This is a genomic window from Bacillus pumilus (assembly GCF_003431975.1).
GTDB classification, from domain to species: Bacteria; Bacillota; Bacilli; order Bacillales; family Bacillaceae; genus Bacillus; species Bacillus pumilus_N.
The window spans coordinates 1,193,056-1,205,839 of the sequence record NZ_CP027116.1; the positions used below are offsets into that span (position 1 = coordinate 1,193,056).

Consider the following 12,784-nt stretch of genomic DNA (forward strand, 5'->3'; position numbering starts at 1 on the left):
TTTTCAACTTGTGTCGGTTTGGCGTTTAGATGTCAAGAATTCTCATATCACGCTGAAAAGAAGACAGAGGGCTAAAATAAAGATCATTTTAGCCCTTTTTCATCATAGTATGGAGATCCGATGAAAAAGGAGTTGTGCATATGGTTACATATATCATTAGAAGGACACTTCTTTCCATTCCTATCTTATTTGGGATTACCATTTTGTCCTTCGCTATTATGAAAGCAGCACCGGGCGATCCGATGTCGCTCATGATGGACCCGACCATTAGTGCCGCAGACCGGGAAGCCTTTATTGATAAGTACGGCTTGAACGATCCTGAATATGTGCAATATATGAAATGGCTTGGCAATATGCTTCAAGGTGACTTTGGCACCTCCATTGTCAAAAAGGGAACGCCCGTGGCTGATTTGATTTTTGCCCGGCTGCCAAATACCCTCATCCTCATGATCTTTTCTACATTAGTCGCCCTGATCATCGCCATCCCATTTGGTGTTCTTTCAGCAAAACGCCCATATACAAAGCTTGACTATGGCATTACGGTTACATCTTTTATCGGACTGGCTATTCCGAACTTTTGGTTTGGACTCATTCTGATTATGGTTTTATCTGTGAATTTAGGATGGTTTCCGACAGGCGGTGTTTCGACCTTAAATGCCGATTTTAATGTGTTTGACAGGCTCCATCATATCCTTTTACCAGCCTTTGTTTTAGCAACTGCTGATATGGCAGGGCTCACCCGATACACAAGGTCAAGTATGCTTGATGTCATGAGGCAGGATTACATTCGTACGGCGAGAGCAAAAGGCTTTCGAGAAAACAAAGTCATATTTAAGCACGGGTTAAGAAACGGTCTCATGCCTGTAATTACGATATTCGGTCTCATGGTTCCATCCTTTATTGGTGGCGCAGTCGTGGTGGAGCAAATTTTCACTTGGCCAGGTCTTGGAAAGCTGTTTATCGATTCTGCCTTTTCAAGAGATTATCCGGTCATCATGGCAATGACGGTTATTTCCGCAGTACTCGTGGTGGTAGGAAATTTAATAGCGGATATTCTATATGCGATCGTTGATCCGCGTATTGAATATTAGAAGGGAGCTGAAGCACAGTTGGCACAGCCTAATATGGGAACACCTCCTGTTGACCTCAAATTAAAGGAGGGTCTTCCGCCAAAGCCAGAGACGATGCTGCGTTTATTTTGTGAGAAATTCTTCAGAAATAAATTGGCGGTTGCCGGATCCGTGATCTTATTGATGATTATTTTTTCAGCTATTTTCGCTCCAGTGATTGCTCCTTACGCACCAGAGCAACAAGATTTATTGAAGCGGCTCCAGCCACCAAGTGCTGAGCATTTAATGGGGACTGACAAATTTGGCCGAGATATTTTCTCGAGGGTGCTCTATGGCGCAAGGGTCTCCTTATTAGTCGGTTTCGTCTCGGTGGTCGGTGCGATTACCATTGGGACCGTCATTGGAGCGGTAGCAGGCTATTTCAAAGGATTGGTTGATTCTGTCTTAATGAGATTTGTTGATGTGGTATTGTCGATTCCAGACATTTTTCTATTAATCACGCTAGTCACTATTTTCAAACCGGGCATTGATAAATTGATTTTAATTTTTGCTTTGACCGGCTGGACAACAACCGCTCGTCTGATCCGTAGTGAATTCCTTTCACTTCGAACAAGAGAATTCGTACTAGCGGCAAGAACCATCGGAACAAAAAACCATGTCATCATCTTTTCGCATATTTTACCGAACTGTATCGGTCCTATTATCGTGTCAGCGACACTAAAAGTAGGTTCCGTCATTTTAGCTGAATCAACGCTGAGCTATCTAGGATTTGGCATACAGCCGCCAACAGCCAGCTGGGGGAACATGCTGCAAGATGCACAAAACTTCTCGATCATGGTGCAAGCATGGTGGTATCCACTCTTCCCAGGTTTAATGATTTTACTGACCGTTTTATGCTTTAATTTCTTAGGAGACGGGCTGAGAGATGCGCTTGACCCTAAAAAATTAAAGTGAGATGTGAGTCTTCATGACAAAATGAAATGGACTCTGCCACACGCACTCTGTTTTCTTTATGAAAATAAAGACATGCAGGCCATTCTTCATTCCGGTTGAAGTTTTGATAAAGTTGGAATAATTTCTCTATCCCTTGCCCATACTGTGGACAACAGTTTTTATAAAGTGAGGGATTGGTTATGTTATTTCTTCATGACGTTTGGGTGAATTGGTTTGAAGGGGAAGAAAATGGCTACAATGTGTGTCATTTTCATGAGTGGCGCAAGGAGGACAGCGTTGAGCTGTTAGATCAAGTGCCTTTATTGAAGGTGCAGAGTCCTTTGTTTGATTACATAGAAAATGATCTTTCAGAGCTGCCGAAGACGCTGCTAGAATCTGTATTTGAGAAATCATATATTCGGAAAAATCATGAACGGCGTAAATTAGAGTATTGCTTTGTGGTCACGGACGGCATTCGAATCATTGCTGTGGATACGATTGGGTATTCTATTCCTGTGAGGAAAAGCCGCTTAATCCCAAGGCAGGAGCAATTGGTGTATGAAATGGTGAAAGATGTGAAGGCAGAGGAGTATGAATTCTCTAAGGACAGTCTTGAATCGACAAAGGAGTATCATATTTTGTCACTGCCGCCGCAGCATATCAGTGGATTAACGAGAAAAGAAAGACAATTGAAGCAGCTAATGTTTATGGCGCTTGATCAATTAAAAGGGCTCCAAAACAAGGCGGAAATCGCGTATTGGTATACGGAATGGAACCCGCACATGTACAACCAAATCAAACGAATGTCATTCGAAGAGATTTGGAACATGCTTTACAATGAAACGATTGATGGGTGGTCAGAGAATCATTTGGCATTCTGTGAAAAAATGATTAAAGGACAGCCGTTTTTCGAGAAGCTTTGGGAAATGGAAAACGAATCAAAGGTGAATTAGAAAAAGCTTGCAGCGTGAAGTGCTGCAAGCTTTTTTTATTTGCGCTTTCTGCCAAGCCCCATTGCATTCTCCATTTTTTTCAGCATTTTGTTTGCTGCGCGGTTTGCTTTTTCAGCACCTTCGTCTAGAATGCGGTCAAGCTCATCTGACTCAATGAGTTCATAGTATCGATCTTGTATTGGTTTTAACGCATCAACGACGACATTTGCAAGATCTCCCTTAAACTCACCATAGCCTTTGCCTTCGTACTTTTGCTCCAGCTCTGCAATCGATATGTTGCCTAATACAGAATAAATCGTCAGCAAGTTGGCAATGCCAGGCTTGTTTTCTTTGTCATACTTGACGATGCCTTCTGAATCAGTCACAGCACTTTTAATTTTCTTTTCAAGCTGCTTTGGTTCATCTAATAAGGTAATGAATGATTTTTGGTTTGGATCGGATTTGCTCATCTTTTTCGTCGGATCTGCTAAAGACATGATCCGAGCGCCTTCTTTTGGAATCTTCACTTCAGGTACAGTGAAAATATCATTGTATTTCCGGTTGAAACGCTCAGCAAGCGTTTTAGTCAATTCAAGATGCTGCTTCTGGTCTTCTCCAACAGGAACTAGGTCAGTACCGTATAATAAGATATCGCCAGCCATTAATGGGGGATACGTTAATAGACCTGAAACTACAGCTTCCTTACCAGCAGATTTGTCCTTAAATTGGGTCATTCTTTCTAATTCCCCAATATAAGCAACACATTGCAGCATCCATCCTGCCTGGGCGTGAGCAGGTACCTCTGATTGGATAAACAATGTTGCCTTCTCTGGATCAAGTCCAACGGCCAAATAAAGAGCCGCTAAGCTTCTAATATTTTGGCGAAGCGCTAGCCGGTCCTGACTCACTGTAATCGCATGTTGATCAACTACACAAAAATAGCCATGATAATCATGCTGCAAATCGACAAATTGCTTCATTGCTCCAATATAGTTCCCTAAAGTCACAGAACCGCTCGGCTGAATGCCTGAAAAAATCGTCTTCTTTGTCATACTAAAACCTCTTTTCTTCAATATAAAAAGGCCCACCCGTCTCTTTTCAACAGAAAAGGGACGAATGAACCGTGGTACCACCCTTGTTATTTCACATAGAAATCACTCAAGACGTTGATATCGGAGACTGCTCCGTCTAAGCCTACTTACCTCTAAAAGTGTTCGGTTAGCTGCTCCAAAGCCCATTCCATATATGCCATTGTCTGCTCGCACCGGCCGCAGACTCTCTGTAAATGGTGAATATATGTACTCTTCTTTTTCATCGCAACGGTATGTCTATCTATTATAAAGGATGACCATAAAAAAGTCACGAAGCCCCTTATGTGACCTTCTCATCATGTCGTTTGACACTTAAAATTTTAGATAAAATACCAACGATCTGTCAGAATTTTTTAAAAAAGGATGATTAATTATATGTATAAAACATTATTCCTGCTGAATTTGTTAAATTATTTTAATCAATTTACGCTTTAATTTGTTGAAGTGATTGAGACTTTAGTTTATAAAAATCCCTCTTTATCCCCATTTACGTTTTTTAAAAATATATGAAATTGATATTGCAATAAATTATTCTATTCATTATAATGAATTTGTTCACACGTTTGTGCTAGGCTCTTTACATAGTGAAAATTCAGAAAAAACAAAAGAAATAGAAAGTGAGCTAATTAGGGACTTTTTTACGCTATTTCTTAAATCTGAATCTCATCTTCTATCGAGACCTTTGAACTAAAACATATTATAAGGGGGAATACAGTTGAAAAAGCGTTGGTCTGTTGTTACTTTAATGCTTATTTTCACACTTGTATTAAGCGCTTGTGGTTTCAGCGGAAACAAATCAGGCGACAGCACGAGCAGTTCTGGAGAGGCTAAAACAACTTTAAATGTGAATATCTCCACTGAGCCTTTTTCTCTACATCCGGGATTGGCAAATGATTCAACTTCAGGAAGTGTCATTCGTCAGACTTTTGAGGGATTAACAAGAATTAACGCTGAAGGAAAGCCTGAAAATGCAATGGCTTCTGATATCAAAACAAGTGCTGATGGTAAAACATACACATTCACACTTCGTGATGCAAAATGGTCTAATGGTGATCCTGTTAAAGCAGAAGATTTCGAATATGCTTGGAAATGGGCATTAGATCCTAAAAATGAATCTCAATATGCTTACCAGCTTTACTATATTAAAGGTGCTGAAGCAGCAAACAAAGGGAAAGCGAAAGTTGCTGATGTTGGCATTAAAGCTAAAGACGATAAAACGCTTGTAGTTGAGCTAGAGAACCCAACACCGTTCTTTACTGAACTAACTGCATTCTATACGTATATGCCAATCAACAAAAAAGTGGCTGAAAAGAATAAAAACTGGTACACAAATGCTGGTGAAAACTACGTATCTAACGGACCATTCGTTCTTTCTAAATGGAAACATGGTGGTTCTATCACGCTTGAAAAGAACAATGAGTACTGGGATAAAGATACTGTGAAATTGAAAAAGATTAACATGTCTATGATCAAAGATACAAACACTGAGCTTAGCATGTTCAAAAAAGGCGAGCTTGACTGGGCTGGTTCACCAACTGGAAGCCTTCCAACAGAGTCTTTAAAAACATTGAAAAAAGAAGGCGGTCTTAAAATTCAAACGATCGCTGGTATTTATAACTACAAATTCAACACAAAAGTAAAACCTTTAAACAATGCAAACATCCGTAAAGCCCTTACTTACTCAATCAACCGTCAAGCGATCGTTGACAAAATTACGCAAGGTGAACAAGTTCCAGCAATGGCAATCGTTCCTCCAACAATGGAAGGATTTACTGATAACAAAACTGGCTACTTCAAAGATCACGATGTAGATACTGCTAAAAAGCTTCTTGAAAAAGGTGCGAAAGAATTAGGCTATAAGTCTGTTTCTGACCTTCCAGCATTGAAACTTTCTTACAACACAGATGAAGGCCACCAAAAGATTGCACAAGCAATTCAAGAAATGTGGAAAAAAGATTTAGGTGTGAAAGTTGAACTTGATAACTCTGAGTGGAACGTTTACATCGACAAAATCCACAGTGGAGATTATCAAATCGGACGTATGGGCTGGTTAGGTGACTTCAACGATCCAGTGAACTTCCTTGAGCTTTACAAAGATAAAGACGGTGGAAACAACGACACTGGATGGGAAAGCAAAGAATACAAACAATTGTTGAATGATTCTGCTAAAGAAACAGATAAAACGAAGCGTGAAGAAATGCTGAAAAAAGCAGAAGAAATCATCATCAACGATATGCCTGTAGCACCAATTTACTTCTACACTCAACTTTGGGTACAAGATCCAAAACTAAAAGGTGTAGTTGTATCTGGACTAGGTGACGTTCAATACAAATGGGCACATTTCGAAAAGTAAGAGTTATAGTGTAAGAGATCTACGGCAAGGATCTTAAGGTATATGGAGGATGTCTCTCCATATACCTTTCTTGCTGATTAGAGAAAATGTTGTAAAATCATGGAGGTGCAATTCCGTTGCTTAAATATATCGGTAAGCGATTAATATATATTTTAATCACACTGTTTGTTATTGTAACTGCAACTTTCTTTCTCATGCAGGCAGCACCGGGTGGTCCATTCTCTGGTGAGAAGAAACTTCCTGCTGAAATTGAAGCAAACCTTAACGAGCACTACGGGTTGGACAAGCCCTTATTTGTTCAATATGTAAGCTACTTAGGTTCAGTTGCAAAATTAGACTTTGGTCCCTCATTTAAATATAAAGGACAAACCGTAAATGACTTAATCAGTTCTGGATTCCCCGTTTCCTTTACCCTCGGAATTGAGGCAATTCTCCTCGCATTAGCATTTGGTGTATTGTTTGGGGTCCTTGCAGCGCTCTATCATAACAAGTGGCAAGACTATACGATTGCCATTTTAACGATCTTTGGAATTTCAGTTCCAAGTTTCATTTTAGCTGCGCTACTACAATATGTATTTGCATCTGAGGCAAGCTTTATAGCGATTTTCCCAGTTGCAGGATGGGAGTCTTGGGCCAGCACCGTACTACCTTCTATTGCACTTTCCTTCATGCCAATGGCATTTATCGCTAGACTTGCACGGTCAAGTATGCTTGAAGTTCTAAACAGTGACTACATTAGAACGGCTAGAGCGAAAGGATTAACGAAATCAGCTGTGACGATTAAACACGCGATTCGAAACGCATTGTTACCTGTTATTACATACATGGGACCAATGGCTGCTTCAGTTTTAACAGGTAGTTTTGTCGTGGAGAAGATTTTCGGTATTCCTGGATTAGGCTCTCACTTTGTCACAAGTATTACAAACCGTGATTACACCGTCATCATGGGTGTCACAGTCTTCTACAGTATTATTCTATTAATCAGTATTCTAGTTGTTGATGTCCTTTACGGTATTATCGATCCTAGAATTAAACTGACGAAGGCGAAGAAAGGGGTCTAACACATGGAAGAGATGAGAAAAGATTTATTTGTGCCTGCGACAGCTGACGCAGCAGAATCTGAAAAAATTTCTAAACCTAGTCTATCTTTATGGAAGGATGCTATGCTTCGCTTCCGTGCAAATAAACTTGCTATGGTCGGGCTCGCAATCATTTTGATTATTGTGATACTGGCTATCTTTGTTCCTGTATTTTCTAAATATGATTACTCGACAACAGATTTATTGAATGCTGACCAGCCGCCTTCAAAAGAGCACTGGTTTGGTACAGATGATTTAGGTCGTGACATGTTTGTCCGTACATGGGTCGGGGCAAGAATTTCGATCTTCATCGGTCTTGCTGCAGCTATTCTTGACGTCATCATCGGGATTATTTGGGGAAGTATTGCAGCATTTAAAGGCGGCCGTACAGATGAAGTCATGATGCGTATTGCTGACGTTTTATGGGCAATTCCAACACTACTCATGGTCATCTTAATGATGGTTGTTCTGCCAAAAGGATTATTAACGATCATCCTTGCCATGACCGTCGTAGGCTGGATCAACATGGCGCGTATCGTTCGGGGACAGGTTTTACAATTGAAGAGTCAAGAGTACGTTCTTGCCGCACAAACATTAGGTGCGAAAACATCTAGACTTTTATTTAAACACTTAATACCAAACTCAATGGGACCAATTCTTGTCACAATGACACTCACTATTCCTTCTGCTATTTTCACGGAGGCATTCTTAAGCTATCTAGGGCTTGGTGTACCGGCTCCATTAGCAAGCTGGGGAACAATGGCGTCTGACGGAATTCCGGCTATGACGTACTATCCTTGGAGATTATGGTTCCCAGCCGCATTTATCTGTATTACAATGTTTGGTTTTAACGTGGTCGGAGACGGACTAAGAGACGCTTTAGATCCGAAGTTGCGTAAATAAGGAGTGATTAGGATGGAACGTGAACGTATTCTAGAGGTGAAAGACCTTGCAATTTCATTTAAAACATATGGTGGAGAGGTTCAAGCCATTCGTGGTGTGAACTTCCACTTAAATAAAGGCGAGACACTTGCTATTGTAGGTGAATCTGGCTCTGGTAAAAGTGTGACATCACAGGCCATCATGAGATTAATTCCGATGCCGCCGGGTTATTTCAAGCGCGGAGAGATCCTGTTTGATGGGCAAGATATTGTCAAGAAAAATGAAAAACAAATGCAAACCATTCGAGGAAAAGATATCTCAATGATCTTCCAGGATCCTATGACTTCTTTGAATCCAACAATGAAAGTCGGGAAACAAATTACAGAAGTACTGTTCAAGCATGAACAAATCTCAAAAGAAGCGGCTGAAAAAAGAGCCATTGAACTACTGGAGCTTGTTGGGATTCCAATGCCTGAAAAAAGAATCAAACAATACCCGCATGAATTTAGTGGCGGGATGAGACAAAGGGTTGTCATTGCAATGGCACTCGCAGCAGATCCTAAGCTATTGATTGCCGATGAGCCGACGACTGCACTTGATGTAACGATTCAAGCACAAATTTTAGAGCTAATGAAAGAAATTCAGCAAAAGGTTGAAACATCCATTATCTTTATTACGCATGATCTAGGTGTTGTCGCCAACGTTGCTGATCGTGTAGCTGTTATGTATGCAGGACAGATTGTGGAGACAGGGACTGTTGATGAAATTTTCTACAATCCGAAGCATCCGTATACGTGGGGACTATTAGCATCAATGCCGAGCCTTGACACAGATGGCGGAGATGAAGGAAAACTGACTGCAATTCCAGGAACACCTCCGGATCTGACAAACCCGCCGAAAGGAGATGCATTTGCACTCCGAAGTGATTATGCAATGAAAATTGACTTTGAACAAGAACCGCCAATGTTCAAAGTATCAGATACGCATTACGTGAAATCATGGCTACTTCATCCAAATGCACCTAAAGTTGAACCGCCTGCTTCTGTAAAGGCGAGAATGCGTGAACTAGAAGGTAGCTACGAAAAACCTGTATTAGTAAAAGAGGGTGAATAGCATGGCAGAAAAACTGTTAGAAATCAAAAATTTGAAGCAGCATTTCCATACAGCAAGAGGGACTGTGAAAGCAGTGGACGGCGTTTCATTTGATATTTATAAAGGTGAAACACTTGGCCTTGTAGGGGAGTCTGGTTGTGGTAAATCCACTACTGGCCGTTCAATCATTAGACTCTATGATGCAACAGATGGTGAAGTTCTTTATAAAGGAGAAAGTGTACACGGAAAGAAATCTAGGCAGAAAATGCTTGAGTTCAACCGTCAAATGCAGATGATCTTCCAAGATCCATATGCCTCACTGAACCCTAGAATGACAGTGCTTGACATCATTGCAGAAGGCATCGACATTCATGGCCTTGCAAAAACAAAGCAAGCGCGTAAAGAGCGTGTATACCAGCTGCTTGAAACTGTTGGTTTGAATAAAGAGCATGCGAACAGATACCCGCATGAATTCTCAGGTGGTCAAAGGCAGCGTATCGGGATTGCCCGTGCATTAGCAGTTGAGCCGGATTTCATCATTGCCGATGAACCAATCTCTGCATTAGATGTATCGATCCAAGCACAGGTCGTCAACTTAATGAAAGAACTTCAAGAAGAAAAAGGGTTAACGTACTTATTCATTGCCCATGACCTATCTATGGTAAAATACATCAGCGATCGTATTGGCGTGATGTATTTCGGAAAGTTGGTTGAGCTGGCACCAGCGAATGAATTATACGAAAATCCGCTTCATCCATATACAAAATCATTACTATCTGCGATTCCGCTTCCAGATCCAGATTACGAGCGTAACCGCCAACGAATCAAGTACGATCCATCTGTTCACAAAGGAACGAACACAGAGTTCCGTGAAGTAAAGCCGGGTCACTTTGTCAGCTGCACAGAGGAAGAATTCAAAGAGCTGCAAGCTAAACAATCATAAGAAGAAAGAAGCGCTGCGCTGTCAGTGCTTCTTTTTTTGTTTTACAAAAATACAAGATGATGGTAATTTTTAGTTAACAGGGTCTAGGAGGAAAATAGATGTCCATATGGAAGACGTTTCGTTACTCATTGTTTCACTTTCTAATTGTATTCATGCTATTTTCAACGTCCTTTTTGAGGAAACCTAATGGAGGACAGTGGATGCTCGTTTTTATGGTGCTCATTGGCATCTTGTCTTTTACAGTGGAATATATGCTTCATCGGAAAATACGCAATAAGGAGCAAGAAACGCAGCGCATGAAGTATCTTTATTTCATCATGTTTCAAACTGGGATGACTCTTATGTTGTTTATCTGCTTTCAACGACTCATGGATCGCTCAATATAAAACTTTTTTCTTTTGTGTAAAAAAAGTGAAACCAGATAAGAGTTTGCTGCGTCTTACTAGTACAGGCGTTTAAATAGCAGGAAATCGGGAATATCTAAGGAAGTGGTTCTTAACGATATCATAAGGAGCGGATCCATGAATTGGTATGAAAAGCTCAGTGAATACTTCCCGATAGAAGAAATGAAGTCAAAAGAGCATATGGAAGCTTTATTAAAGGAAAGAAGTGATGTTTATCATAAGGAGGAAGGACCTCATCATGTGATGATGTTTGCAGAATTTGACTCTTTCATCTTTATTGATTATTTATTTGTTTCCAGAGATGCAAGAGGTGAAGGCCTCGGATCAAAGCTCATTCATAAGCTGAAGGAAAAAAAGAAACCGATCTTGCTTGAGGTCGAGCCTGTAGATGAAGATGATGTAGATACTGCAAAACGCCTAAAGTTTTATCAAAGAGAACACTTCAAGCATGCAGAATCAATCGGTTATAAACGCAGGTCACTTGCAACCAATGAAGTGAACCGCATGGAAATCCTTTATTGGTCTCCCCTTACAGATGATGAGGAAGAAATGATGGAGGCCATGAGGAAGACTTATGAACGAATCCATACGTATAAAGATGAAGAATGGTATGGACAATCGTATGAGGATGTTGATGATGTTTTGAAGGTCATTGAAAATAGAAAACAAAAAAATATTTTCGATCATCTCGACTAAATGAGAATGTTCAGACATCAAGCATCATTGTAATTTGAATGAAATTGTCTAGTTTTTGTCACAAAAATTGCAAGAAAATCTGTTCACACTTACTTTTTTATAGTATAATCACTATAAAGATTACTTATTTAGAACAATTTTAATTTAAGAATACAGATCAATATTCATTCTACAAATTGAGGAGTGAAGATTTATGGTAACATTATACACATCACCAAGCTGTACATCATGTAGAAAAGCAAGAGCGTGGTTAGAAGAGCACAATATCCCTTATCAAGAGAGAAACATCTTTTCTGAGCCTCTTTCAATCGATGAAATTAAAGAAATTCTTCGAATGACTGAAGACGGTACAGATGAAATTATCTCAACACGTTCGAAAGTATTCCAAAAGCTAAATGTAAATGTTGAGACAATGCCGCTTCAACAATTGTATAAACTGATCAATGAGCATCCAGGTCTTTTAAGACGTCCAATTATTTTGGATGAGAAAAGACTGCAAGTTGGGTACAATGAAGATGAAATTAGACGTTTCCTTCCAAGAACTGTTCGTACATTCCAACTAAGAGAAGCTCAGCGACTTGCTAACTAATAGAAAATGAAAAGCTGCCGGTTAATTGGCAGCTTTTTTTATTTGTTTTCAGCCGTTTGTTCATAAAAGAGGCTGGCTAAGATGACCACGATGACGGTTAAAAACGGAAGCATCAATTCAAGAGCTGCGTGCTGAGCCATAAATTCATTCAATTTCACATCACGAACAATCATTTCACCTCCAGTAAAAGCCAAAAGAGCACTTCCTCCGTATAAAAGGAATGGAAATTTCGTTAAAGCGGCATGAATCAGCTTACTTCCCCAAATAATAATCGGTACTGAAATCATGAGGCCAAAAGCGGTCAGCAGCATGTTGCCTTTTGCTGCACCTGCAACTGCAATCACATTATCAAGTGACATAAAGAGGTCGGCAATCACAATGGTCTGGACCGCACGCCAGAGGGAGCCACTGCTTTTAATGCGAATCGATTCTTTTTTTTGTTCAATTAACAAATTATATCCTATATAAAGGAGAAAAAGCCCGCCGATAAATTGCAAATAAGGGATGGTCAATAAATAAACTGCGGCACCTGTCATCGTAATTCTCATCAGCACTGCCAAAAGTGTGCCGATCCATATGGCTTTATTGCGTTTTTCATTTGACAAGCTGCGGCTGGCCATCGCAATGATCAATGCGTTATCTCCGCCTAAAATCAGATCTATGCCAATAATCATCAGTAAGGATACGATCCATTCTGTTTCCATCCATTTCACCTCTCGT

Annotated in this window: 13 protein-coding genes and 1 other annotated feature; of the genes, 11 read left to right on the top strand and 2 right to left on the bottom strand. The window is 40.2% G+C overall.

Going from position 1 to position 12,784, the window contains the following annotated elements:
- Positions 1 to 140 precede the first annotated feature (140 nt).
- The 3 genes from C5695_RS05980 (at position 141) to C5695_RS05990 (ending at position 2,956) form a co-directional block, all read left to right on the top strand.
- Positions 141 to 1,091 (top strand): ABC transporter permease, encoded by a 951-nt coding sequence (locus tag C5695_RS05980; protein ID WP_117729948.1) that lies wholly within the window; start codon positions 141 to 143, stop codon positions 1,089 to 1,091.
- 33 nt (positions 1,092 to 1,124) lie between these two features.
- A complete protein-coding gene (gene opp4C / locus C5695_RS05985) occupies positions 1,125 to 2,024 on the top strand; it encodes an oligopeptide ABC transporter permease (RefSeq protein WP_117733019.1) in 900 nt (299 codons plus the stop codon).
- Positions 2,025 to 2,203: 179 nt separating this feature from the next.
- Positions 2,204 to 2,956 (top strand): YjbA family protein, encoded by a 753-nt coding sequence (locus C5695_RS05990; RefSeq protein ID WP_117729949.1) that lies wholly within the window; start codon positions 2,204 to 2,206, stop codon positions 2,954 to 2,956.
- A 35-nt stretch (positions 2,957 to 2,991) separates the two neighbouring features.
- Here C5695_RS05990 and trpS read toward each other — a convergent pair whose 3' ends face one another.
- The gene (gene trpS, locus C5695_RS05995) at positions 2,992 to 3,987 is read right to left on the bottom strand and encodes a tryptophan--tRNA ligase (protein WP_117733021.1); all 996 of its coding nucleotides are present in this window, start codon (positions 3,985 to 3,987) and stop codon (positions 2,992 to 2,994) included.
- A 53-nt stretch (positions 3,988 to 4,040) separates the two neighbouring features.
- Positions 4,041 to 4,259, bottom strand: a binding site (T-box leader).
- Positions 4,260 to 4,741: 482 nt separating this feature from the next.
- On the opposite strand from trpS, the gene C5695_RS06005 reads away from it, so the two are divergent.
- The 8 genes from C5695_RS06005 to spxA all read left to right on the top strand — a co-directional run bounded on the left by C5695_RS06005 (position 4,742) and on the right by spxA (position 12,064).
- Positions 4,742 to 6,379, top strand: a complete 1,638-nt coding sequence (locus C5695_RS06005; RefSeq protein WP_117729950.1) for a peptide ABC transporter substrate-binding protein — start codon at positions 4,742 to 4,744, stop codon at positions 6,377 to 6,379.
- A gap of 116 nt (positions 6,380 to 6,495) precedes the next feature.
- Entirely contained in the window at positions 6,496 to 7,440 is a 945-nt protein-coding gene (locus C5695_RS06010; RefSeq protein WP_106072467.1) for an ABC transporter permease, read from the top strand.
- Between the two features lie 3 nt (positions 7,441 to 7,443).
- Positions 7,444 to 8,361, top strand: coding sequence for an ABC transporter permease (locus C5695_RS06015; protein WP_117729951.1), 918 nt, complete (start codon positions 7,444 to 7,446; stop codon positions 8,359 to 8,361).
- Positions 8,362 to 8,373: 12 nt separating this feature from the next.
- Complete coding sequence (locus C5695_RS06020) at positions 8,374 to 9,453, top strand: ABC transporter ATP-binding protein (RefSeq protein WP_395940502.1); 1,080 nt, start codon at positions 8,374 to 8,376, stop codon at positions 9,451 to 9,453.
- Between the two features lies 1 nt (position 9,454).
- On the top strand, positions 9,455 to 10,375 hold the full coding sequence (locus C5695_RS06025; RefSeq protein ID WP_117729953.1) for an ABC transporter ATP-binding protein: 921 nt from the start codon (positions 9,455 to 9,457) through the stop codon (positions 10,373 to 10,375).
- Between the two features lie 98 nt (positions 10,376 to 10,473).
- Complete coding sequence (locus C5695_RS06030) at positions 10,474 to 10,761, top strand: hypothetical protein (RefSeq protein WP_117729954.1); 288 nt, start codon at positions 10,474 to 10,476, stop codon at positions 10,759 to 10,761.
- A 135-nt stretch (positions 10,762 to 10,896) separates the two neighbouring features.
- Positions 10,897 to 11,475 (top strand): GNAT family N-acetyltransferase, encoded by a 579-nt coding sequence (locus tag C5695_RS06035; protein WP_117729955.1) that lies wholly within the window; start codon positions 10,897 to 10,899, stop codon positions 11,473 to 11,475.
- Between the two features lie 193 nt (positions 11,476 to 11,668).
- A complete protein-coding gene (gene spxA, locus C5695_RS06040) occupies positions 11,669 to 12,064 on the top strand; it encodes a transcriptional regulator SpxA (RefSeq protein WP_003211421.1) in 396 nt (131 codons plus the stop codon).
- Positions 12,065 to 12,102: 38 nt separating this feature from the next.
- Here spxA and C5695_RS06045 read toward each other — a convergent pair whose 3' ends face one another.
- Positions 12,103 to 12,768: a TerC family protein gene (locus tag C5695_RS06045; RefSeq protein WP_117729956.1), complete on the bottom strand. Its 666-nt coding sequence runs from the start codon at positions 12,766 to 12,768 to the stop codon at positions 12,103 to 12,105.
- Positions 12,769 to 12,784 lie beyond the last annotated feature (16 nt).